Origin of the sequence: Leucobacter chromiisoli (assembly GCF_016522505.1) — a bacterium.
Lineage (GTDB): Bacteria > Actinomycetota > Actinomycetes > Actinomycetales > Microbacteriaceae > Leucobacter > Leucobacter chromiisoli.
On the sequence record NZ_JAEHOH010000001.1, the window covers coordinates 300,644 to 324,879 of the forward strand.

Here is a 24,236-nt window from a genome sequence, read left to right on the forward strand (position 1 = left end):
CCGGACACCCCGACCGTCTCGAGAAAGCGAGCCCGCATGGAACCGCAGGCGCCAGTCGTATCCGTCATCCTCGTGAACTTCCGCGGGGCCGACGACACGATCGGGGCGATCCGGCATCTCGGCCAGCTCGACTGGCCCGCCGAGCGACTCGAGATCGTCGTCGTCGAGAACGCGTCCGGGGACGACAGCGCCGAGCGCATCCGCGCCGCCGCGCCGCACGTCAAGCTGATCGAGTCGCGGAAGAACCTCGGCTTCGCCGGGGGCTGCAATCTCGGCGCCAAGAAGAGCAGCGGCGATATCGTGGCCTTCCTGAACAACGACGCGAAGCCCGACCGCGGCTGGGTGCGGGAGGCGGTCGCCCGCTTCGAGTCCTCGCCCAGGATCGGCGCGGTGGCCAGCCGCGTCCTCGACTGGGACGGCAACAACGTCGACTTCATCGGCTCGGGCCTCACCTGGTTCGGCATGGGGTACAAGCCCCACGCGGGGCTCCCGATCCCGGACAAGCCCGACCTGCCGCACGACGTGCTCTTCGGCACCGGATCCGCGATGTTCGTGCGCCGTGACGTCTACGAGGAGCTGGGCGGCTTCGACGAGCGCTACTTCATGTTCTTCGAGGACGTGGACCTCGGCTGGCGGCTCAACCTGAAGGGGTACCGCTTCGCCTACGAGCCGGCCTCGCTCGCCTTCCACAAGCACCACGCGAGCATGGACAAGCTCGGGGCCTACAAGGAGACGTACCTGATCGAGCGCAACGCGCTCTACACGCTCTACAAGAACCTCGGCGACGAGGCTCTCGACGAGACGCTCGCGGCTACCCTGCTGCTCACCGTCCGGCGGAGCATCGCCCGCAGCGGGCTCGACTCGACCTCCTACGACATCCGCAAGTCGTCGGCGGACCTGGAGCTGACGGAGGCCGTCCCCAAGGACACCGTCGCCGCCCTCTACGCCATCGACCAGTTCGTGCAGGAGCTGCCCTCGCTCGTGAAGTCGAGGCGGGAGATCCAGGAGTCCCGCGCCACCCCCGAGCACGTGATCCACCGGCTGTTCCTCGACACGAACGCGCCCTCCTTCACCGGTGAGCACTTCATGAAGGGGTACCAGCGGATCACCGAGGCCTTCGACGTGCTCGACGGCCCCGAGCGCACCAACGTGCTCATCATCACGGGCGACCCGCTCGGCGTGAAGATGGCCGGTCCCGCGATCCGCGCCTGGCACATGGCCGAGGCGCTCTCGGGCGGCAACGACGTGCGGCTCGTGAGCCTGGAGGGCCACGAGGATCTGGACGCCGACTTCGTGCTCGACACCGTGAAGCCCGGCGACAACAGGGCGATGGCGGCCCACGAGGAGTGGGCCGACGTCATCATCTTCCAGGGGCTCGCGATGGCGCTGTTCCCGGCGATCCGCAAGACGCAGAAGATCCTGGTCGTCGACATCTACGACCCGATGCACCTGGAGCAGCTCGAGCAGGGGCGCCCGCAGGGCGAGGAGGCCTGGACTCGGGCCACGGCCGATGCGACGAACGTGCTCAACGAGCAGCTCGCGCGCGGCGACTACTTCCTCTGCGCCTCGGAGCGGCAGCGCCACTTCTACCTCGGCCAGCTGGCCGCGCTCGGGCGCGTGAACCCCGCCAACTACGCCGACGATCCCGACCTCACTGGGCTCATCAGCGTCGTGCCGTTCGGTCTCGGGCACGAGCCCCCGCAGCACGAGAAGCGCGTGCTCAAGGGCGTGCACCCGGGCATCGGCGAGAACGACAAACTGCTCCTGTGGAGCGGCGGGCTCTACAACTGGTTCGATCCGCTCACGCTCATCCGGGCGGTCGCAAAGGTCGCCGAGACCCACCCCGAGGTCAAGCTCTACTTCCTCGGCACCAAGCACCCCCATCCCGGCGTGCCCGAGATGAAGATCGTGACCGACTCGCGGGCGCTCGCCGCCGAGCTCGGGGTCGCCGACACCAACGTCTTCTTCAACGGGTCGTGGGTCGACTACGCGGACCGCGGCAACTACCTCGTCGAGGCCGACCTCGGCGTCAGCACGCACCACTCGCACATCGAGACGACGTTCAGCTTCCGCACCCGCATCCTCGACTACCTGTGGGCCGAGCTGCCGATGGTCGTCACCGAGGGCGATCACTTCGCCGAGCTGGTCGAGGAGCGCGGCCTCGGTCGCGCCGTCCCCGCCGAGGACGTCGACGCCCTGGCGGCCGCGCTCGAGGATCTGCTCTTCACCGAGGGCGAGTTGGAGCAGGCCCGGCGGGCCATCGCGGAGGTGCGCCCCGAGTACGAGTGGGGCACGGTGTTCGCGCCCCTCGTCGAGTTCGTCGAGGAGGCCCGCTACGCGGCGGATCGCGTGAAGCGCGGCGAGGTCAGCATGGCGCGGACCGACGGGAGGCCGGCGAAGCGCCGCCGCCCCGCGGGGCAGAACGGGATCGTCGAGGATGCGCGCCGAGCCGGCCTGCTGCTCGTGCGGCAGGGCCCGGGCGCCGTGATCCGCAAGGTCAAGCAGCGGCTCGGGCGGTAGCGCGGAGCCGGGTCAGCCCAGACCGGAGACGGCGGTCGCCGGTCGGCGGTGCTCCCGCCGGCGCCACTCGGCGATGTCCGAGGCCAGCGTCCCGCTCCACTCCGCGCCCGCGCCCTCGAGCAGCAGATCCCCGGAGGCGTACGCGGCCCGCAGGGCGGCGACCTGGCCGGCGTCGACGCCGTGCCGCTGCATGCCGATCGCGTTCACGCCGTGGATCCTCGCCGGAGATCCGAACGCCTTGACGTACGGGGGAAGATCCCTCGCGAGGGGGGTGCCCATACCCACCATGCAGCCGGCGCCGACGAAGGTGCGCTGGTGCACGGAGGCGTTCATGCCGAGGTTGACGCGGGCGCCGATCTCGCAGTGGCCGCCGATGCTGACGCCGGCGCTGAGCGTGCTCCCCTCGCCGAGCAGCACGTCGTGGGCGAGATAGGCGCGATTCAGCACCCAGGAACCGGCGCCCACGGTCGTGGGGCGATAGCTGCCCTGGTGGATCACGGCGCCCTCCCGGATCACCGCTCCGCGGCGGATGCGCACGCCGGCGTGCCGGAGGTCGCCGGCCCACGCCGCGTTCTGCTCGTGATCGGTCATCTCGGGCGGAGCGCCGATCTGAGCGCCCGCTCCCACGTAGACGTCGTCCTCGATCACGCAGGGGCCGAGCAGCACGGCCCCCGGACCGATCGAGACGCGCTCGCCGAGCTCGACGCCGGGGCCGACGAAGGCGTGCGGGCTGATCCGCGACTCACTCACCGGAGGCCTCGTCGTCGATGCGCCCGAGGTGCACGGTTCGCCCGCTCCTCGCCGATTCGATCGAGGCCTCGCACACGCGCAGCACCTCGAGCCCCTCGCGAAGCGTGACGGCTTCGCTCGGCCTGCCGAGGATGCGGTCGCGGAACGCCTCGTGCTCGCTCCGCAGCGGCTCCCGCTTCTCGAGCGCGAACCGGGTGACCGCCCCCTCGCTGACACCGCGGAAGGCCGTGACCGCGTCCCAGTCGGAGGTGAAGGTGCCGTTCTCGTAGAAGGTAAGGTCGGCGGTGAGCGTGTCCGCGATGAAGGATCCCCGCTCTCCCGTGACCAATGTCAACCGCTCCTTGAACGGGGTCAGCCAGTTCACGAGGTGGTTCGTGATGATGCCGTTCGCGAGCTTCGCCGACACGGTGACCATGTCCTCGTGCTGCCGACCGCTCTGGAAGGCGGTCTGCGCGGCGACGCCGACGTAGCCCGAGCCCGCGAGCCAGGCGGTGAGGTCGATGTCGTGGCTGCCGAGATCCTTCACCACGCCGACATCGGCGATGCGGGAGGGAAAGGGGCCCTGTCTGCGGGTGTGGATCTGGTAGACCTGGCCGAGTTCGCCCCTGTCGAGGCGCTTGCGCAGCTCGATGAGCGCCGGGTTGAAGCGCTCGATGTGGCCCACCGCGCCGATGAGGCCGCGGCTTTCGAATGCGTCGACGAGGCGCTGCCCGGCCTCGATCGAGTGCGCGATGGGCTTCTCGATAAGAGCGTGCACGCCGGCCTCCGCCAGGGTGAGCCCGACCTCCTCGTGGAACTGGGTGGGCACGGCGACGACCGCCGCGTCGATGCCGTGGGCGATGAGCTCCTCGACGCTGTCGTAGCGGGGCACACCCCCCGCGGCTCCGTGTGGGTCGCCCATGCCGTCGGCGACGGCCACGAGCTCCACCCCCTCGACCTCGCGCGCGACTCGGACGTGGTGGCGCCCCATCATGCCGAGTCCGATGATGCCGATCCTGATGGCCATAGTGCCTCCTTCGTTGGCGGGAGTCATCGTTCGTCCGTGCCCTCCTCCTGCTGCTCGCGCAGGCGCGCCTCCATCAGCGCGACCGCGCGGGCGAGTTCCGTCACCCGGTCGTCGCTGCGCGCCTTCGCGCGGATGACGGAGACGGCGAAGAGCAGCATGGCGATGACCGAGCCGTAGAGCAGCAGATCGGCACCGCGCCCGATGCCGAAGAAGCCCGCGATCGCGGTGAGGGCGTTCGGGAAGAGGATGGCGAGCACCGCGGCTGCGGCGAAGAGGAGCGCGAAGATCCGCTTGATGGCCCGCGAGCGGTCGCCGGGCATCAGGACGATGAGCAGGATCGCGGCGAGCACGACCCCCGCGATCAGGATGAACTGGAACAGAGTCATGGACGCCTACCGGATCATGAGGTCGATGAGGATGTTGACCGAGTTGAGGAGCGACTGCCCCTTGGCCTTGGAGTAGTCGGTGTAGAGCACCTCGACCGGATGCTCGGCGTAGGGGAGGCCCGTGCGTCCGAGCTTCACGACGATCTCGGTGCCGTGCGCCATGCGGTCCTGCCGCAGCTTGATCGCGCGCAGCGCGTCCTCGCGGATGACGCGGAGGCCGTTGTGGGCGTCGGTGAGCTTCGTCCTCGTCGACCAGTTCGTCACGGTCGTCGCGGTCTTCAGGACGATGCGCTTCAGCAGGCCGGCCTTCGTGCGCTTGTCGAGGAACCGCGAGCCGAACACGATGGCGAGGTCGTCGGTCCGGGCGCGATCCACCATCGCCTCGGCATCCTCGACCCGATGCTGGCCGTCCGCGTCGAAGGTGACCGTGTACCTCCCGCGGCGCTCGAGGACGTACTCGAAGCCCGTCTGCAGGGCGGCGCCCTGGCCGAGGTTGATGGGGTGCGTGACCACGCGGGCACCGGCCGCGCGCGCGACCTCCCCCGATCCGTCCCGCGATCCGTCGTCGATGCAGACGACGTTCGGGAAGGCGGGCAGCAGGCCGCGGATGACCTCGGCGATGACCGGCGCCTCGTTGTACAGGGGGATCACCACCCAGACGTCGCCATTCCCGGGGATGCCGGAGATGCGCCCGGGCTGCGAAGAGGTCATGCCCCATATTCTGGCAGATGCCCGCTGTGGGAACCGCCTCGCGCCGCCCTCCGGCGCCGTCTCCTCCGCCGTCCGGCGCCTCCCGCTCCGCCCGCCCAGCATTGTGGAGGGTGACGGGGCCGACTACTCTGATCTAGTCGAGTCTGCCCAGGGGGTCTGGGGACGCAGCTCAGAGGGTAGGGGACATTCGTGGGAGTCCGAAGCGTGTCGCGCCGAAGCGGGTATCCGCTACTGGCGCTCTTCACGGCGTTGCTCGTCGCATTCTCCCTGATGCAGGCCCCTCCGGCCCACGCCGCGAACGTGACCGACGGATTCGACCCGGGGAACATCATCTCCGACGAGAACTTCTACGGCGGCAACGCGATGAGCGCCTCGCAGGTGCAGAGCTTCCTGAACCAGCGGGTGCCCGACTGCACCATCGGCGATCCGGGCCGCGCGCCCGGCTCCGCCTGGGGCAGCACCAGGATCGCCAACAACTGCCTGCGGGACTTCCGCGTGACGACGCAGAGCCGGCCCGCGAACGCCTACTGCGGCGCCTACGGCGGCGTGGCGAACGAGACGGCCGCCAGCATCATCGCCAGGGTGGGCCAGGCCTGCGGCATCAGCCAGCGGGTGCTGCTCATCATGCTCGAGAAGGAGCAGAGCCTCGTCACCGACACCTGGCCGACGGTGCGGCAGTTCGACGTGGCGATGGGCTACGCCTGCCCCGACTCGGGCCCTGGCGGCTCGGCGAACTGCGACTCGGCGTACTACGGCTTCTTCAACCAGGTGTACCGGGCGGCCTGGCAGCTGAAGGTGTACCGCGCGCACCCCAACAGCTACAACTACAAGCCCTTCCAGAGCAACCGCATCCAGTGGCACCCGAACATCGGCTGCGGCACCTCCAACGTCTACATCGAGAACTGGGCGACGGCGGCCCTCTACATCTACACGCCCTACCGCCCGAACCAGGCGGCGCTGAACGCGGGCTGGGGCACGGGCGACGCCTGCTCGAGCTACGGCAACCGCAACTTCTACAACTTCTACAAGACCTGGTTCGGGAACCCGAAGGTTGATGCCAACTACCCGAAGATCGATGAGAAGCGCGCCCAGAACTCCTGGCTGGGTGCGCCGACCTCGGAATACAACTACTACGACCACAATGGTGGTGGTGTCGTACGGGCATTCGAGAACGGTGCTGTAGCGTGGCGGTCCGGCACAAGCACGGCATTCATCCTGACCGGGGATTTCAGAACCTATTTCAGTAGTCAAGGCGGGATCACAGGACGCCTGGGTTGGCCGACTTCGGATCAGCAAGAGTGGGACCGCGGCAGGACCCAGGGGTTCCAAGGGGGTGCGGTCTCATCGAGCGCGGAACACGGTTTTGCGACCGTCACTGGCTCTATCCGCGGTCATTACGCTGAATGGGCGCTGGCGTACAACGGCCCTCTTGGCTGGCCTACCGGAGAGCAGGTCTGCACAACGAGCACCCAATGCAGTCAGAACTTTGAGAACGGACGTATTCTGCTCAGCGGCTCGGCCGTCTCCATCAGGATCCCCCAGATCGACTCGGTGGCCACCTCAGCAGCCTCGAAGCTCGGCGCCGTTACCCAGTCTGCTCGGGCCCAAGCTGCTCACGGTGGAGGATTCGTGCAGGCGCACAAGAACGGAGCCATCGCCTGGAGTAAGGCCACGGGCGCCCACATCGTGGCCGGCGATATTCGAAAAGCGTATGGATCCGCGGGCGGTGTATCGGGACAGTACGGCTGGCCGACATCCGATCAGGTATGTGTTTCTGACGGATCATGCTCTCAGAACTTCGTCGGCGGGACGATCCAGGTGGATGGCAACGGCAACGTCGTATCCATGACCAAGGATGTGCGGGATGCATATGAGGCGCTGAAGAAAGCGGGGATCGACCTGGGGAAGAGCCTCGGGGATACTCAGACTGTCTCTCAGGGCAAGGGGGGACGCGTTCACGCCTTCGAGAATGGTGCGATCGCGGCGTCGGATCGTACCGGCGCGTACGCCGTCATGGCTCCGATCCGGGCTCCGTTCGCTTCTGCCGGCGGCCTGGGAGGAGCGCTGGGTTGGCCGACGGGTAACTCCAGAGTCGAGAGCGCCAACGGTGGAGGAACCCTTCAGGGGTTCGAGGGCGGTGCCATAACCAGTACGGCATCCGGGTCATACGTGCTTTCGGGGGTGATGCGTACGGCTTTCGGCGCCCACGGCGGGCTCACCGGCACACTCGGATGGCCGCAATCGAACGCAGTCCAGCACACTGTGAAGGGTGGCGGTTCCGTTCAGGCATTCCAGGGCGGAGCCCTGGTTCAGCGCAATGGAACAACAGTTCCGGTTCTGCTCGACGGCGAAATCCGTAAGACCTTCGGTGCTGCGGGTGGCCTGGCCGGGACACCGGGATGGCCCACAGGAGAGGCGAGGACGGAGAGTGCGAACGGCGGCGGGGTAGTCCAAGGCTTCCAGAACGCGGCGATCGCTTCTTCCGTACATGGGACGTTCATGGTGACCGGCGAGATTCGCAGTTTCTACAGTGCTCAAGGGGGGCTGTCGGGGGCCCTGGGATGGCCTACGTCCGCCGCTACGAAGGTGGGGAACGAAGAACGGCAGTCGTTCCAGGGTGGAACGATCGTGCATGATCTCCGCACCGGAGTGAGCCGGATTGAAGCCATAGGATAAGGCGCCCATGACGCTGGACACTCCATGCGCCATCCGAACGTGCCAACAGCACTGACATGCCGAGGAGAAACGTGTTTCAGTGGATGAGATCACGCTTGTTCGAGTTGCGATCCGAATCACGGCTGCGTCGAGGTGGCGCGCAGTTCCCACCGCTCGCACCCTCGGGAGGGTCGGTCGAGCGCGTGTACATCGGACCGGTCGGATCGGCCGGTCAGAACTATCAGTGGGCGCGCGCGCTCGAACGGGTGCGGCCGAATACAGCTGCCACCAGTATGCGTTTCTACGCGGGAGATGACACATTCGGATATCCGGTGGATCAGGCTGTCTCACGGGACTACGCATCACGATCGCACAAGTGGCGGCGTCAACAGCGGGAGGCGCTGAATACCTACCGCGCCGTCGTCGTCGAGTCGGCTATGTCGCCCTTCGGGCAGGGCGACGCCAATGGTATCGCTGAGCAGATCCGACAATTGTGTGCAGCTGGCGCTTCCTGCGCTCTGCTGTTCCACGGAAGCGATATCCGTGACCCGGAGACGCATATGAAAGCTGAGCCTCGTTCTCATTTTGCCGTGGATCCCGAGTTCCGGGCGAAGATGGCGACGAGAACCGCTTTCAGTCGTGAGGTAATCGCTCGAACAGGGATACCGGTTTTTGTCTCGACTCCGGCTCTTCTCAGCGAGGTCGAAGAAGCGACATGGTTGCCGGTGGTCGTGGATGTCGATGCTTGGCGCACGAACGAGCCTCCCCTCGCGCACGAAGGGCCCCCGAGGGTCGTGCACGCTCCCTCTCGTTCTTTCATCAAGGGGACTGAACTCATCGAGCATCAACTGCGCGCGATGCACGAGGCCGGTGAGATCGAATATGTGCAGGTGAGCGGTATTCCGCACGCCGAGATGCCGGAGGTATACCGCTCGGCAGATATTGTGCTCGACCACTTCCGCACGGGGAACTATGGCGTGGCAGCTGGTGAGGCGATGGCTGCGGGACGTGTTTGCGTCTCCCATGTGTCGGATATCGTGCGCACACGTACTCGCGAACTCACCGGAGAAGAGCTGCCCATCGTTCAGGCCACACCCGACGACCTCAGAGACGTGCTCCTAGGTCTGGCGAACGATCGACCCGCGGCGCGAAACATCGCGGAGAAGGGGCTGCGATTCGTACGCGCCTGGCACGACGGAACGCAGAGCGGCAGAGTGCTCGCAGACTGGCTCGAGCAGAGGTAGTGCGGAGTTGGTTCCGTACTGTCCACGATGGCTCAGCAGTGTATCGAGTACTCTTGAGACCCAAGTACTGAAATGAAATAGAGACGGGACCGAGGTACCGATGCCAGTTGATTTCATCCCCCCTGCGAAGCCGATCATCGGTGACGAAGAGCGCGAGGCCGTCGATCGGGTGCTGCGATCGGGGATGATCGCGCAGGGTCCGGAGGTCGCCGCGTTCGAGCAGGAGTTCGCGGAGCACTTCGTGGGCGGGCGTGCCACGGTAGCCGTGAACTCGGGTACGAGCGGGCAGCACCTCGGGCTCCTCGCGGCTGGCGTCGGGCCGGGTGACGAAGTGATCGTGCCGTCGTTCACGTTCGCGGCGACGGGCAACTCGGTGGCGCTGACGGGTGCGACTCCGGTGTTCGTGGACATCGAGCCCGACTACTTCACGCTGGATCCTGCGGCGGTGCGTGCGGCGATCACGCCGAAGACGAAGGGCATCATGCCGGTGCACCTCTACGGTCACCCGTTCCTGGTCGATGAGATCGAGGCGATTGCGAAGGAGCACGGTCTCGGGATCTACGAGGACGCGGCGCAGGCCCACGGGGCGAGCTGGGACGGCCGGCAGGTGGGCACGATCGGCGACTTCGCGATGTTCAGCCTCTACCCGACGAAGAACATGACGTCGGGCGAGGGGGGCATGGTCTCGTGCGCGAACGATGAGATCGCGCGGAACGTGCGGCTGCTGCGCAACCAGGGCATGGAGACGCAGTACGCCAACGAGGTGGTGGGTTTCAACGCCCGTATGACCGATGTGCACGCGGCGATCGGTCGTGTGCAGCTCACCAGGGTCGATGGGTGGACGGTGCAGCGTCAGCGGAACGCGGCGGCTCTGAACGAGGGGCTCGCCGGGGTGCCGGGCGTGCAGACCCCGGGGGTTGCAGAGGGGGCGGTGCACGTCTATCACCAGTACACGGTCCGCCTCGATGCGGGTGAGCGGGATCGGATCCGCGAGGCGTTGAAGGAGGAGCACGGGGTGGGGTCCGGTGTCTATTACCCGATCCCGAACCATCGACTGCCCTCACTCGCGGAGTTCGCTCCGGGTCTGGATCTTCCCGAGACCGAGCGTGCGGCGCGCGAGGTGCTGTCGTTGCCGGTGCATCCGTCACTCAGCGAGGGGGATCTCGACCGCATCGTCGCAGCGGTGGCCGATGTCGTGCGCGCCGGCGCGTGATCCGGGGAACCGCAGCAGCGTGAGAGTCGCGATCGCGAGCCGCATCTTCGAGCCCGAGCCGAGTGCGGCGTCGTTCAGACTCGCGGCGCTCGCGAATGCCTTCTCCGAGGCGGGCCACGAGGTCTCGGTGCTCACGGTCAGGCCGGTGCGATCTCAGCGGGACGACTCCGACCGCAACCGACGCTACCGAGTTCGGAGATTCCCGGTGCTCAGGGACCGTACCGGGTACGTTCGCGGCTACCTGCAGTACATGAGTTTCGATGTTCCGCTATTCTTCCGCGTGCTGTTCGGCCCGAAGCGCGACCTCGTCGTCGTCGAGCCTCCTCCGACGACCGGGTTCTTCGTGAGGCTCGCGACGGCGCTCAGGCGCACTCCCTACGCCTACTACGCAGCCGACGTCTGGTCCGACGCCGCAGCCTCGACGGGGGCAGGCGGAGCGGTCGTAACCGTCGTGCGGAGTATGGAGCGGTTCGCTCTCTCAGGTGCTCGCGGTGTTCTCTCGGTCAATGCCGGAGTGAGCGAGCGCGTGCGGGAGCTGGCTCCTGGGAGCCGTATCCACACCGTCGGCAACGGCATCGACACGAAGGTGTTCACGGTCGACGGGCCGCGTCATCAGGGCGGCGCCTACGCGATCTATTCGGGCACCGCCTCCGAGTGGCAGGGGGCGGGGGTCTTCATCGATGCGCTCGAGCGCGTGCTCGATGAGCACCCCGGAGCGAAGCTCGTCTTTCTCGGGCAGGGCAGCGACTGGCCGGAACTCCAAGCCAGGGCCGCCCGGTTACCTGCAGGAGCAGTGGAGTTCGTGCCCACGGTACCGCCCGCGACGGCAGCCGAATGGATCCGCGGGGCCGTCGTGAGCCTCGCCTCGATCCGCCCCGACTCCGGGTACGACTTCGCGTTTCCTACGAAGGTCTACGCCTCGCTCGCGTGCGGAACACCCGTCGTCTATGCGGGTGCGGGCGCGGTGCCCGAGTTCCTTCGCACTCATCAGAAAGATGCGCGTGTCGGTGAGAGCGTGGGATACGAGGTGGACACGGTGGCGAAGGCGCTATCTCGAGCCTTCGCCAATCCGCCAAGCCGCACGGAACGAGAACGCCTCGGTGTCTGGGTGGCCGAGCGTGTGGGCCTCGACGCTGCTGCGCGGAATGCCGTGCGGGCGCTCGAAGGACACCCTCAATGAGAACTCGACAGCGGCGTTCCCACACGGATCATTCGTCTCCCGGCGGCGACTAGGGTTGAGTGTTGATGGACGCGGCGTTCGATTCAGACCCGTAGAACGGGAGACGGCCGTAGGAGAAGGAGACTCTGCATGAGGAACGGGTGGAAGCAACTCCGGGAACTGCTCCCGTATCTGCCGCCGGCGGCCAAGAACTACATCCGGTTCTACATCACGATCGCGTGCCTGCTCTCAGTGCTCGACGTCGCCGCTCTGATGCTGCTGGCGCTCTCGCTCTCCTCGATGATGCAGGGTGTGTCGGTGGACCTTCCCGTGATCGGAGAGATTCCCCCCGATCGCTATGTGTGGCTGTTGCTCGGGGTCTCAGTGCTGGTGCTGCTGAAATCCTTCCTCTCGTTGCTGCAGAACTGGTTGGCGACTCGCCGATTCGCGGAGTACGAGCTGACCCTCGGGCTGCGTCTGTTCGACGCCTACATCAAGGCTCCGTGGGTGGACCGTCTGAGCCGCACGACCTCGCAGCTGGTGCGCATGGCCGATGTCGGAGTGGCCGCGGCGGTCGGAGGCCTGATCCTGCCACTGATGCAGATCCCCGCGATGCTCGCCTCCGCGGTGTTGATCCTCGGCACGCTCGTGGTCATCCAGCCGGGCACGGCGTTAGTGGTCGTGGTGTACTTTGGTCTGATCGCCTGGTTGATGGCGCGGGTGCTCACCAAGCGCGCGGTCGAGGCGGGCCGGGTGAACCGCGACTATAGCTTCAAAGTCGCGTCTCTGATGACCGACATGGTCGGCGCGCTCAAAGAGGTCACGCTGCGAGACAAGCTCGACGAGGTGGCCGAGGTGGTCAAGTCGAACCGCAGCCACGCCGCCCGCGCCCGCGCGAACATCCAGTTCCTCGCGACCGTGCCTCGGTTCATCATGGACAGCGCGCTGATCGGGGGGTTCCTGTTCGTGGGGGTGCTGTCGTTCCTGATCGAGGGGAGCATGCAGGCGGCGATATTCTCCATCGTGCTGTTCGCCGTCGCCGGAATGCGTCTGGTTCCGGCGATGACGACGTTCCAGTCGACGAACAACACGCTGAGCGCCAACCGAGCCCAGGTGGATGCCGTCATCACCGACATCCACGCGGCCGAGAAGTACCGGGCCGCGACCGAGCAGATCGGGAAGGAGCCGCTGCGCGAGGAGCCGCGCAGAATCTCGCTCGAGGGGGTCACTTTCCAGTATCCCACAGGGGACCACCCGGCCGTACGCGACGTCTCGCTCGATATCAGGATGGGCAGCAGCGTCGGCTTCGTCGGCGAGTCGGGCTCGGGTAAGAGCACGCTCGTCGACATCCTGCTGGGCCTGTTGGAGCCCCAGGGCGGGGTGATCCGTGTGGACTCGCAGGATCTCACCGACGTGATGGCGGCGTGGCGGAGCCGGGTGGGCTACGTGCCGCAGGACGTGTCGCTCTTCGATGGCACCATCGCTCAGAACGTCGCGCTGTCCTGGAAGGGCGACCTCGACACGGAGAAGGTCATCGAGTGCCTGAAGAAGGCCCAGCTGTGGGACGTGGTCCAGGCGCGGCCCGGCGGCCTGAACGCGCGCGTGGGCGAGCGCGGCATGGCGTTCAGCGGTGGTCAGCGGCAGCGCCTCGGCATCGCCCGTGCGCTCTATACTGATCCGTACGTGCTCATCCTGGATGAGGCCACCTCGGCGCTGGACACGAAGACCGAGGCCCGAGTTGGTGAAGCGGTCCAAGGGCTTCGAGGTGAGGTCACGCTGATCTCTGTCGCGCACCGCTTGTCCACGGTCAAGGACGTCGATGAGTTGTTCTACATGGAGGCCGGCCAGGTGATCGCCCGCGGCACGTTCAGCGAGGTCGTCGACACCGTGCCGAAGTTCCTGGAGCAGGCCCGCTTGGCGGGCCTGGTGGAGGCCCGCGAGGACGGCGAGTTCTAGCTTGGTAGACTGATCCGGTGACCAAGCCGACTCTGCTGATCTTGTCGTTTTCCCAACTCTATCGAGACGCAAGAGTCCTGAAGCAGGTGAACCTCTTCAAAGACCGCTATCGAGTCGTCACGTGCTCCTACGGGCCGGCGCCCGAGGGCATCGCGGAGCACATACAGGTTCCCGACTCCGAGTCGATCTCCTACATGAACGGCCGGCTCATCACGCTCAAGATGTACCGGAAGGTGTACTGGGGCACCCCCGCGATCGCCTGGGCGAAGGAGAAGCTCAAGGGCCGCGCGTTCGACGTCATCCTGGCGAATGACTTCGAGGCGGTTCCGCTCGCCGTGGCGCTGGGGCCGTCTCTCGGCGTGCACGCCGACCTGCACGAGTACTCGCCGAGCCAGTTCGAGCACAATCCCGACTGGGCGCGCAGAATCCGCCCCTATCGCGAGTGGGTGTGCAAGAAGTACGTCTCCCGGGCCGATTCCTGGACGACCGTGTGCCAAGGGCTGTCGGACAAGTACTTCGACATGTTCGGCTTCCGCTCCGAGGTCGTCACGAACGCGGCCCCGTATGCGGCGTTGGCTCCGACCCCGGTTCATGACCCGATCAAGATCGTGCACCACGGAGGAGCCTCGGCGTTCCGCGGCATCGATCGGATGGTCGAGGCGGTCATGGCGTCCTCCCGCGACCTCCGGTTCGATCTCTATCTGCAGGACGTGGGCGGGTCGGTCATCGAAGCCCTTCGCGAGCTCTCGAAGGACGATCCCCGGATCACCGTTCATGATGCCGTGCCCTACGCCGAGCTGATCCCGCTGCTCAACCAGTACGACGTCGGGATCTACTCGCTCCCTCCCGTCTCCTTCAACCACCTTCACGCACTGCCCAACAAGCTCTTCGACTACGCGCAGGCACGGGTCGGGATCATCGTCGGCCCCAGCCCCGAGATGGCGCGGGTCGTCGAGCAGAACCTCCTCGGCGAAGTGCTGCCCGATTTCGATGGTTCCTCGCTGACGCACGCGATCGACGCCCTGGATCCTGAACGGATCGCCGAGTGGAAGAAGAACGCCGACGCGGCCGCGCGGGCTCTCAGCGCGGAGGCGCAGAACGCCGGCTGGGAGCGGCCGATCGATGCCCTGTTCGCACGGTAGTCCATGCGGGCGAGGGATCGTCGTACGAGGAGGGGAACCAGCGTGAGGAGCGAGATCGTCGTCCCCGTCCACGATCGGACCAGGCCCATCGGCCGTGCGGTCGAGTCGGTGCTGACCGACCCGGAGTCGGGCGTCATCGTCGTGGCCCACAACGTCGACCCGGCCGAACTGGAGATCCCGGACGACCCTCGCGTGAAGACGCTGCACCTGGAGGGGCACGTCGGCCTCCCGGGAGCGGCGTTCGACCGGGGCATCGCCGCCGCGACGGCGGACTGGGTCGGCATCATGGGGTCGGACGACTGGTTCGAGGCCGGAGCACTGCGCTCCCTCCGCGCGCACGGCGAGGCCGACGGCGCCGATGGCGTCCTCGCGCCTCTCGCGTACCAGGGGGCCGGGCGGGGTTTCACTCCTCGGACCCTGCGCCACCGTCGCCTCCGGGCCGCGCGGGATCGTCTCTTCTACCGCACGGCGCCGCTCGGTCTCTTCCGCCGAGCGATCCTGCAGGATCCCGTCTACGCCTTCGGTAGCGACTTCCCGGTCGGAGAGGATCTGGCGGTGAGCACCAGGCTCTGGACCTCCGGACTCTCCCTCTCGTACTACCCGGACGCGCCGGCGTACGTCGTCGGCTCCGACGCGAAGCAGCGGACGACACTCTCCTCGCGCCCCCTCTCCGAGCACGGCGCGGCGTGGCTCGATATCTGGGACAGACCCTGGGTCGTGGCCCTCGACGGGCGTACCCGCCACGCGCTCGCGGTCAAGATCCTCCGCGCGCACGTCTGGGGAGCCGTCGCCGCCCGTCCGGAGCCCACCGACTGGAACGACGGCGACTTCGAGTGGTTGTCGTCGCTGGTGAGGAGGATCCTCGTCGAGGATCCGCGGGCGCTGGCGCCTCTGCGACGTGGCAGTGCGAGGACGCTGCAGGCGGTTGCGAGCGGGAACCGCCCGGACGCCCTCGCCGCGTACGCCGCGGAGAAGTCCTCGGGCATCGGCGACGCTCTGCGCACTCACGACCCCCGGGCCGTGCTGGAGCGGGAGGCCCCGCTGCGGTGGAACGCGGTCGGACTCGGCAACACCTTCCGCAGCCGAGCAGGGCGGTTCACCCGCCGGCCCGGATCGCCGGCCGCGGCAACGGGAGTCCGCGGGTCGAGCGAGGATCGGAGGCCGACCGTTCTGGTCTTCTCGTTCTCGCCCATCGTGGGCGACGCCCGCGTGCTCAAGCAGGTGAACCTGCTCCGGGGCGAGTACCGGGTCGTGACCTGCGGTTTCGGCGATGCTCCCCACGGGGTGGCCGAGCACATCGAGCTGCCGGCGACGCTCCTGCCCACGGCCCTGGACGGCCGGCTCATCACGCTGCGCGCCTACACCGCCGCCTACTGGCGGGTTCCGGCCATCGCCCGAGCCTGGCGCACCCTGCGGGGCAGGGAGTTCGACGCGATCCTCGCCAACGACATCGAGACGGTTCCGATCGCTCTGCGCCTGAAGCCGGCGCACGGGGTGCACGCGGACCTGCACGAGCACTACCCGAGCATGCACGAGTACAACGAGGCGTGGAAGCGGCGGATCAGCCCCTACCTCTCCTGGCTGTGCGCCCGGTACGCCACACGCGCGAGGTCGACGACGACGGTGAGCGCCGGTTTGCAGCGGGCGTATGAGGAGCAGTTCGGCTTCACGCCGGAGGTGGTTCCCAACGCTACGCCCTACGCCGAGTTGGAGCCCGCGCCCGTCGGCGATCCGATCCGGCTCGTCCACTCCGGGGCCGGCCTGCGGAATCGACGGCTCGAGGTGATGCTCGATGCGGTCCGGGAGTCGCGGGCTGAGATCACGTTCGACCTGTATCTCACGTTGAACGACCCCGCCTATCTCGAGGAGCTTCGAAGCCGATACGCCGACGAGCCGAGGATCACGTTCCACGACCCCGTGCCGTACGCAGAGCTGGTCGCCACGCTGAGCGACTACGACGTGGGAGTGTTCGTGCTGCCGCCGACGACCTTCTCGTACGAGTGGGCCCTGCCCAACAAGCTCTTCGATTTCGTCCAGGCCCGGCTGGGCGTCCTCATCGGTCCGTCCCCCGAGATGGCCGCCCTGGTCCGCGAGACCGGCAACGGGGAGATCGCCCCGACGTTCGAGGCCGAGGGACTGCGCGAGCGGATCGAGGCCCTCACTCCCGAAGCCGTCGCCCGCTGGAAGCGCGCATCCAACGAGTCTGCTGTCGGCCTTTCCGCGGAGCAGCAGTCGCAGGCCTGGCTGACGGCGATCGAGGGACTGTTCGACGGCCGGGAGCGCGGGGGCCGGTCGATGTCGGTCGAAGTGAGCGCGGGGAGCGAACAGTCCTACCTGGCGCTGCTCTCGGGGAGGTTTCCTGAGATGACGGGTGACTACTCGTTCATCAGACACGAGATAGACGAGCTCGCATCGCGCTTCGACCATGTCCTGGTCTACAGTTTCCGACCGCTCGACGGGCCGGCGGCCGAGCTGCCTCCGAACGTGCGGTACGCCGGGGCTCTGAGCACCTCGCCGAAGTTCAATGGCCCGATCGCACTGCTGCGCCCATCGCGTATGCGGGCCGCACTCCGGTCGGTGATGCGCGAGGCGCGCAGCGGGCGCATGCGAGGCCACATCCCGCTGGTGCTCGGCAACATCCTCACGGGTGAGCGGTTCGCACTGGCCGTCGAACGCGGGCTGCGCCGCGCCGGAGCCACTCGGGGCAGCCAGGTCAGCGTGTACTCGTTCTGGGGATCCCACGGCGCCCTGGCGCTCCCGTTCCTCTCTGAGCGCTTCCGCCGTGTCGTTCGGCTGCACCGCTTCGACCTGTATGAGGGCGTCGGTGGGCGCCTTCCGCTGCGGGCCTCCATCTTCGGCTCCGTCGACGCTCTGCTATCCATCTCGGAGGACGGCCGGCGGCACCTCGACGAGCGCTTCGGCTCCCTGATTCCCGCGGGCGCCCTCTCGGTGCTGCGCCTGGGCACGGCCGACCACGGGCTCGGTCCGGAACCGGCGCCGATCGCCGAGCGGGGTGAGCAGGAGCCGATCCGAGTGGTGTCTTGCTCGTCGGTGATCGACGTGAAGCGAGTGGACTCGCTCATCCCCGCCCTGGAACTGCTCGCTGGCGAGCATGCGGTGCACTGGACCCATTTCGGTTCGGGGGAGGGCATGTCTGAGCTCGTCGCCGCGACCCTTGCGGCGCGGGCGCGGACACCGGGGCTGGAGATCGACCTCCGCGGGCAGACGGAGAACAGCGGCGTCCTCGAGCACTATCGGAACACTCCCGTCGATGCGTTCGTCAACGTCAGCGATTCGGAGGGAGTGCCCGTCTCGATCATGGAGGCGCTGTCGTTCGGCATCCCCGCGGTGGCGACCGACGTCGGCGGCACGGGGGAGATCGTCGGCGCCCAGCTCGGGTCGGGCGTGCTGCTGCCGCCCCGGCCGGACGCAGCCCGGCTCGCCGACGCGCTTCTGACCGTCGTCCGGGATCGCGTATCGCTGGACCCGCGGGCCGTCTGGGAGCGGCTCTCCGATGCGCGGGTGTCGGCGGCCGGGATCGCCGACCTGCTGACACCGAGGCACGACGGATCTCGGTGAGCGCCGCCGCTGGTATCGTTTGCCTATCGAGGCACCCCCACACCGCGATTCCGGGTGCCCGAGGAAAGGTGGGGTCGTGCGGCGACTGCTGATCATCTCGTTCTCGAACATCACGCAGGATGCACGGGTCCTCAAGCAGGTCGACGAGTTCAGCTCCGATTGGGAGGTGTCCACTTGCAGTTACGGCCCGAAGCCCGACGGTTCCACCCACCACTACACGATCCCCGATGAGGCGATCCACTGGGCCTACGACAGGAAAGATCTCATCCTGCGCCGCTACGAGCGCGCGTACTGGACGAACGCCGCCGTCGCGTCCGCGAAGGGGCTCCTCGAGGGCGGTACGTGGGACGTCGTCCTCGCGGACGACCTCGACACCGTCCCCCTGGCGCTCTCGCTCGACCCGGCGTTCGGGGTCCACGCCGACCTGCACGAGTACGCCCCCCGTGAGAAGGAGGACCTGCTCCGCTGGCGGGTGTTCGTGGGACCGTTCAGGAGGTGGCTCTGCCGCGAGTACCTCCCCGGCTGCGCCTCGGTGACGACGGTGGGCGCGGCCCTCGCGAGGGAGTACGAGCGAGAGTTCGGCGTCGAGGTGGGCGTCGTCATGAACGCCACCCCCTACGCCGATCTGCCGGTGAACCCCGTGAGCAGGCCGATCCGGGTGGTGCACTCGGGCGCCGGGAGAAAGGGACGGGCTCTGGAGGTGATGCTCGAGGCCGCGACCCGGACGGGCGCCGACATCACGCTCGACATGTACCTCACCCCCAACGATCCCGGTTACGTGCAGCAGCTGCGGGAGCGCTTCGGCGACCACCCCAAGATCAACATCAACGATCCCGTGCCGTACACCGAGCTGATCGCGACGCTGAACCGGTACGACGTCGGCGTGTTCGTGCTTCCACCTCGGACCTTCTCGTACAGGTGGGCGCTGCCCAACAAGCTCTTCGACTTCGTCCAAGCTCGTCTGGGGATCATCATCGGCCCCTCGCCCGAGATGGCGGCGATCGTGAAGGAGCATCGGCTCGGAGCCGTCGCCGGTGGATTCGAGGCGCGGCATCTGGTCGAGGCCTTCGACCGCCTCACCCCCGGGGCGGTCGACTCCTGGAAGCGAAACAGCTCCCGCGTCGCCCTGGAGCTCTCGGCGGCGCCCCAGAATGCTCGCTGGAGGGAGGCCGTCGAGGCGATCGCGGTGAACGGACCTCGGCACGGGAAGACGCAGCCGGAGGCGCTCCCGGTCGAGATCGTCATCGCCTGCCACTCGCCGGAGCGTCGCATCGACCGCGCGGTCCGTTCCGTCGTCGTCGACAACGGCGATGTCGCGTCGGCCACCGTGGTGTGCCACAACGTCGACAGGGACGTCATCGCCGAGCGGGTCCCGGAGGGGATCCGAGGCCGGGTGAAGTTCATCGAGCTGCAGGACGGAGTCTCCTCGCCGACCGGCCCTTTCATGCACGGCCTCGGCCAGGCGACGGCGCCCTGGGCCGGCATCATGGGATCGGACGACTTCTACGAGCCGGGTGCGATCGCCGCGATGCTCGAGCTGGCCGAGGGCAGGGACGCCGTCATGCCCCGACTGCGACACGACAGCGGGAGTGCCGTGCGGACGCCCCCCGCCCGCCCGGGGCCCCGGGCCGTGCAGGACGCCGTGCGGGATCGGCTCTTCTACCGCAGCGCGCCGCTGGGGTTGCTCCGCAGGGGGGCCCTCGAGGAGTACGGTCTCGCCCTGGACGCCGGGTTCAAGGTGGGCGGGGATCTGCGCATGTCGACGCTGCTGTGGTCGCTCGGCTCGGTCGCCGTGCAGAGACGCGGGCCCCGGTACGTCGTGGGCAGCGACGCCGCCGATCGGGTCACGATGAGCCTCCCGCCGATTGCCGAGGAGATGCGTCACGTCGAGGCCGTGTGGGGGGAGGCGTGCCAATCGCGCCTCACCGACGCACAGCGTCAGGCGCTCGCGACGAAGTACCTGCGCATCCACATCTTCGGTGCCGCGTACTATCGGGGGGCCGAGGGCGCGTGGCTGCCCGGCGACCGGGAGGCCCTCGCTCGGGCCGCCTCACGTGTGCTCGAGGCCGCGCCTGCCGCGGCCGAGCCGCTGTCGCGCGCCGACCGCGATCTGCTGGACGCGATCCTCGACCTCTCCGTTCCCGACGCCGAGGTGGGCGCGCTCGCCGAGTCGAGAAGGAGGTTCGGGCGTCCGAACACCCTGATTCCCCGGTCGGCGAGGTATCTGCTGCATCGCGAAGCGCCGCCGAGATTCATGGCGGCCTCCGCTCTCGTCCGGTGACCCTCGCAGCCCTGCCGACTACCGCGGCTTGACGCCCGCGATGATCGCCTCGACCGCGCGCTCGGCCGCTCGGCCGTCGCCGTACGGCGCCTCCTCGGTCGCAGCGGGCGCTGGCCGCGTGAGTGCCGCTGTGATCTCCTCCGAGGTGTTCGCGAGCACGTTCCAGCCGAGCTCGATCGTCTCGACCCACTCCGTCTCGCGCCGCACGGTGGTGCACGGCACCCGCAACAGGAATGCCTCCTTCTGCAGGCCGCCGGAGTCGGTCACGACGCCTGCGCTGCCGAGGGCCGCCGCGATCAGCTCGGGGTAGGCGAGCGGATCCCGGGTCACGAGCGAGCCGGCGTCGAGCGAGATCCCGTGCTCCTCGGCCTTCGCGCGCACGCGCGGGTGGGCGAGCAGCACCACCGGCCTGTCCGCGTCGCCGAGAGCCTGCACCACCTCGCGCAGCCGCTCGGGGTCATCGGTGTTCTCGGCTCGGTGGATCGTCGCCACGTAGTAGCCGTCCGGCGCATGGAGATCGGCGAGGGGGTTCTCCGTACCACCGGCGAGCACCGCGTCGCGGACCTGGAAGAGCACGTCGGTCATCACGTCTCCCACCAGGACGGAGCGTTCCGAGAGGCCCTCGGTGGCGAGGTGCCGCATCGCGACCTCGGTCGGTGCGAGGCACAGATCCGCCGCGTGATCGGTGAGCACGCGGTTGTGCTCCTCGGGCATCGCGCGGTTGAAGGAGCGGAGGCCCGCCTCGAGGTGGGCGACGGGGAAGTGGAGCTTCACGGCGCTGACCGCGGCGGCGAGGGTCGAGTTCGTGTCGCCGTAGACGAGCACGCAGTCGGGCCAGAACCGCTCGAGCACCTCGTCCATCTGCGCCAGCATGGCGCCGGTCTGCACGCCGTGCGAGCCGGAGCCGACACCCAGGTGCGCGTCGGGCTCCGGAATGCCGAGATCCCGGAAGAAGACGTCGGAGAGCATCGGATCGTAGTGCTGTCCCGTGTGCACGATGACGTGCTCGTGACCAGCGGCCTGCAGTGCGTGTGCGATGGGAGCCAGCTTGACGAACTGCGGGCGCGCGCCCACGACGCTCATGATCTTCATACGGAACATCCTACGGACAACGCCGAGTAGCATGGGGTCCCATGCGCGTGCTGGTCGTCACCCCGTGGTTCCCGAGTGCGAAGGCTCCGGGGTCCGGGATCTTCAACCTCCGCGACGTCGAACTGCTCGCGCGGGATCACGAGGTGCGCGTGCTGCACCTCATCGCGCCTCGTCTGCTCGCCGAGGGGGAGCCCGAGGAGGAGGCTCACGAGACGTTCTCGATCAGACGGGTGCCCTTCCACGCCTCGCGGCCGGCGACGCTGCTCTCCGCGGCGCGGGCGATCGGCACGGAACTGCGCGCGGCGGACCTGCTGCACACGATGGCGCAACCGGCGCTGATCCCGACCCGGTTGGTGCGCGTCCCGGTACCCTTCGTGCACACCGAGCACTTCTCGAGCCTGGTGACGCCCGATGCCTCCCGCGTTTCCGCGGTCGTCGGCTCGCTGCTGGCGACGCTGTTCCGCCGTCCGACCGAGGTGGTCGCGGTGAGCGGGCCCCTCGCCCGGGCGATCGACCGTCACCGCGGACGGCCCTGCACCGTCATCGGCAACCGGGTCATGCTGCCGGAGCGCGCGCCGACGGGAGGGGCACTCGAGCGCGGACGGCCGCTCAGCCTGATCGCGGTGGGCGGCGCCGTCGAGCGCAAGGGGCCCGTGCAGGCCGTCGAGACCATGATCGAGCTGCGCAGGCGCGGGATCGAGGCCTCGCTGACCTGGGTGGGCGAGGGGCCCCTGAGCGGCGAGATGCGGACCCGCGCGGAACGCGCGAACGTCGCCGAGCACTTTCATGACGCGGGATTCGCCGAGCCGTGGCGGCTGTCGCGGCTGCTGCTCGAGTCGGACCTCTTCCTGCTGCCGGTCGAGACCGAGACCTTCGGCGTGGCGATCGCGGAAGCGCTGACGCACGGGCTTCCCGTCGTGGCGACCGGAACGGGGGGCCACGAGGAGTTCCTGCCGCCGAAGGCCTCGCGTCTGATCACCGAGCGCGAGCCGGGCCCCCTCGCAGATGCGGTGGAGGGCCTGCTCGACGACCCGACCCAATGGTCGCGCGCCGAGATCGCGGAATACGCCCGGGCGCGGTTCTCGGAGACGGCGCGGCTCGAAGCCTACCGCGAGGTCTACCGGTCGGCGGCGGCGCGGAACGTGCGAGCTCCGCAGGAGGAATAGACTGTCACTGTGAAAATCGCAGTAGTCGCCACAGGCAAGATCGGCCTTCCGCTCGCCACTCAGTACGCGTCGATGGGCCACGAGGTCGTCGGCGTGGATGTCAACCAGGCCCTGGTGGACTGCATCAACCGGGGCGAGGAGCCCTTCCCCGGTGAAGCGGGACTGGCCGAGAAGCTCGCCGAGCAGGTGCCGGCGGGCAGGCTCCGCGCCACGAGCGACTACGCGGACGCGATTCCCGGTGCCGACGCGGTGGTGCTCGTCGTGCCGCTGCTGGTGGACGAGGAGACCTGGCAGCCCGATTTCGGGTGGATGGATGCCGCGACGCGCTCGCTCGCGGAGCACCTGACCCCCGGCACGCTGGTCTCGTACGAGACCACGCTGCCCGTCGGTACGACCCGGGGACGCTGGAAGCCGCTGATCGAGGAGGTCTCGGGGCTCGTCGAGGGGGAGGACTTCCACCTGGTGTTCTCGCCCGAGCGCGTGCTCACGGGCCGCGTCTACGCCGACCTGAAGAAGTACCCCAAGCTCGTGGGGGGTCTGAACGAGGCCGGCACGAAGAAGGCGATCGAATTCTACGAGTCGGTGCTCACCTTCGACGAGCGCGACGACCTGCCCCGTCCCAACGGAGTGTGGGACATGGGCACCGCCGAGGCCGCCGAGATGGCGAAGCTCGCCGAGACGACCTACCGCGACGTCAACATCGGCCTCGCGAACCAGTTCGCGCGGTACGCCGATACGGCGGGCATCGACGTGTACAAGGTGATCGAGGCGTGCAACTCGCAGCCGTTCAGCCATATCCATCGTCCGGGTATCGCCGTCGGCGGCCACTGCATCCCCGTCTACCCGCGGCTGTACCTGTCGACCGACCCCGACGCGGACATCGTTCGCACGGCGCGCAACTACAACGCGACGATGCCGACCTACGTCGTGGATCGCGTCGAGCAGACGATCGGTGATCTCTCCGGTGTGCGCGTCGTGGTGCTGGGAGCGTCGTATCGGGGCGGTGTGAAGGAGACCGCGGTGTCGGGTGTGTTCCCGACGGTGGAGGAGCTGGTCACGCGGGGCGCAGTGGTGACGGTGCACGATCCGGTGTTCTCGGACGAGGAGCTGGCCGGGTACGGTTTCACCGCTCACCGCATCGGGGATCCTGCGGATGTCGCGATCCTGCAGGCCGATCACGCCGAGTACCGTGATCTCGGCCCTGCTGACTTCCCGGGGATCAAGCTCTTCGCCGACGGCCGCAACTTCACGGATCCGTCGGCCTGGACGGGGGTGCCCCGCATCGTCATCGGTCTGGGAGGCTGAGCCTCCGACTGGGCTGATCGAGGAACCCGTCCACGGCCTGGAAGCGCAACACGGCGGGCCGGGGCTCACGG

16 protein-coding genes are annotated in these 24,236 nt (G+C 68.1%); 11 read left to right on the forward strand and 5 right to left on the reverse strand.

The annotated features are described in order from the left end of the window. Positions 1-36 precede the first annotated feature (36 nt). Positions 37-2,520: a glycosyltransferase gene (locus JD276_RS01300; RefSeq protein WP_200112966.1), complete on the forward strand. Its 2,484-nt coding sequence runs from the start codon at positions 37-39 to the stop codon at positions 2,518-2,520. A gap of 12 nt (positions 2,521-2,532) precedes the next feature. Here the strand turns inward: JD276_RS01300 and JD276_RS01305 are convergent, their stop codons facing one another. From JD276_RS01305 to JD276_RS01320, 4 genes are read right to left on the reverse strand one after another with little or no spacing between them, the layout of a single operon-like run. Continuing rightward, a complete protein-coding gene (locus tag JD276_RS01305) occupies positions 2,533-3,270 on the reverse strand; it encodes a DapH/DapD/GlmU-related protein (protein WP_200112968.1) in 738 nt (245 codons plus the stop codon). After that, a complete protein-coding gene (locus JD276_RS01310; RefSeq protein WP_200112970.1) occupies positions 3,263-4,276 on the reverse strand; it encodes a Gfo/Idh/MocA family protein in 1,014 nt (337 codons plus the stop codon). The genes JD276_RS01305 and JD276_RS01310 overlap by 8 nt, the downstream gene beginning before the upstream one ends. A 23-nt stretch (positions 4,277-4,299) precedes the next feature. Continuing rightward, positions 4,300-4,662: a DUF2304 domain-containing protein gene (locus JD276_RS01315; RefSeq protein WP_200112972.1), complete on the reverse strand. Its 363-nt coding sequence runs from the start codon at positions 4,660-4,662 to the stop codon at positions 4,300-4,302. 6 nt (positions 4,663-4,668) lie between these two features. Then, positions 4,669-5,373 (reverse strand): glycosyltransferase family 2 protein, encoded by a 705-nt coding sequence (locus JD276_RS01320; RefSeq protein ID WP_200112974.1) that lies wholly within the window; start codon positions 5,371-5,373, stop codon positions 4,669-4,671. 204 nt (positions 5,374-5,577) lie between these two features. Between JD276_RS01320 and JD276_RS01325 the strand changes: the two genes are divergently transcribed. From JD276_RS01325 to JD276_RS01360, 8 genes are all read left to right on the forward strand, one after another. Then, complete coding sequence (locus JD276_RS01325; protein WP_200112976.1) at positions 5,578-8,049, forward strand: LGFP repeat-containing protein; 2,472 nt, start codon at positions 5,578-5,580, stop codon at positions 8,047-8,049. 182 nt (positions 8,050-8,231) lie between these two features. After that, entirely contained in the window at positions 8,232-9,272 is a 1,041-nt protein-coding gene (locus JD276_RS01330) for a glycosyltransferase family protein (RefSeq protein ID WP_200112978.1), read from the forward strand. Positions 9,273-9,372: 100 nt separating this feature from the next. Next, complete coding sequence (locus JD276_RS01335; protein ID WP_200112980.1) at positions 9,373-10,485, forward strand: DegT/DnrJ/EryC1/StrS family aminotransferase; 1,113 nt, start codon at positions 9,373-9,375, stop codon at positions 10,483-10,485. A 19-nt stretch (positions 10,486-10,504) separates the two neighbouring features. Next, positions 10,505-11,665: a glycosyltransferase gene (locus JD276_RS01340; protein ID WP_307866382.1), complete on the forward strand. Its 1,161-nt coding sequence runs from the start codon at positions 10,505-10,507 to the stop codon at positions 11,663-11,665. A gap of 129 nt (positions 11,666-11,794) precedes the next feature. Then, positions 11,795-13,600, forward strand: coding sequence for an ABC transporter ATP-binding protein (locus JD276_RS01345; protein WP_200112985.1), 1,806 nt, complete (start codon positions 11,795-11,797; stop codon positions 13,598-13,600). 86 nt (positions 13,601-13,686) lie between these two features. Then, entirely contained in the window at positions 13,687-14,742 is a 1,056-nt protein-coding gene (locus tag JD276_RS01350; RefSeq protein WP_200112987.1) for a glycosyltransferase family protein, read from the forward strand. 42 nt (positions 14,743-14,784) lie between these two features. Further along, positions 14,785-18,321, forward strand: coding sequence for a glycosyltransferase (locus JD276_RS01355; RefSeq protein ID WP_200112989.1), 3,537 nt, complete (start codon positions 14,785-14,787; stop codon positions 18,319-18,321). A gap of 76 nt (positions 18,322-18,397) precedes the next feature. Next, positions 18,398-20,602, forward strand: coding sequence for a glycosyltransferase (locus JD276_RS01360; RefSeq protein ID WP_200112991.1), 2,205 nt, complete (start codon positions 18,398-18,400; stop codon positions 20,600-20,602). An 18-nt stretch (positions 20,603-20,620) separates the two neighbouring features. On the opposite strand, the gene wecB is transcribed toward JD276_RS01360, so the two are convergent. Beyond that, complete coding sequence (gene wecB, locus JD276_RS01365; protein WP_200112992.1) at positions 20,621-21,694, reverse strand: non-hydrolyzing UDP-N-acetylglucosamine 2-epimerase; 1,074 nt, start codon at positions 21,692-21,694, stop codon at positions 20,621-20,623. Between the two features lie 41 nt (positions 21,695-21,735). Between wecB and JD276_RS01370 the strand changes: the two genes are divergently transcribed. Beyond that, positions 21,736-22,860 (forward strand): glycosyltransferase, encoded by a 1,125-nt coding sequence (locus JD276_RS01370; RefSeq protein ID WP_200112994.1) that lies wholly within the window; start codon positions 21,736-21,738, stop codon positions 22,858-22,860. A gap of 9 nt (positions 22,861-22,869) precedes the next feature. Beyond that, entirely contained in the window at positions 22,870-24,165 is a 1,296-nt protein-coding gene (locus tag JD276_RS01375) for a nucleotide sugar dehydrogenase (RefSeq protein WP_200112995.1), read from the forward strand. Positions 24,166-24,236 lie beyond the last annotated feature (71 nt).

What these genes read in the sequence shown, in the direction of transcription:
- JD276_RS01370 (WP_200112994.1), top strand. Translation starts at nt 21,736, where the DNA reads ATGCGCGTGCTGGTCGTCACCCCGTGGTTCCCGAGTGCGAAGGCTCCG.
- JD276_RS01300 (WP_200112966.1), top strand. Translation starts at nt 37, where the DNA reads ATGGAACCGCAGGCGCCAGTCGTATCCGTCATCCTCGTGAACTTCCGC.
- JD276_RS01345 (WP_200112985.1), top strand. Translation starts at nt 11,795, where the DNA reads ATGAGGAACGGGTGGAAGCAACTCCGGGAACTGCTCCCGTATCTGCCG.
- JD276_RS01335 (WP_200112980.1), top strand. Translation starts at nt 9,373, where the DNA reads ATGCCAGTTGATTTCATCCCCCCTGCGAAGCCGATCATCGGTGACGAA.
- JD276_RS01320 (WP_200112974.1), bottom strand. Translation starts at nt 5,373, where the DNA reads ATGACCTCTTCGCAGCCCGGGCGCATCTCCGGCATCCCCGGGAATGGC.
- JD276_RS01315 (WP_200112972.1), bottom strand. Translation starts at nt 4,662, where the DNA reads ATGACTCTGTTCCAGTTCATCCTGATCGCGGGGGTCGTGCTCGCCGCG.
- wecB (WP_200112992.1), bottom strand. Translation starts at nt 21,694, where the DNA reads ATGAAGATCATGAGCGTCGTGGGCGCGCGCCCGCAGTTCGTCAAGCTG.
- JD276_RS01310 (WP_200112970.1), bottom strand. Translation starts at nt 4,276, where the DNA reads ATGGCCATCAGGATCGGCATCATCGGACTCGGCATGATGGGGCGCCAC.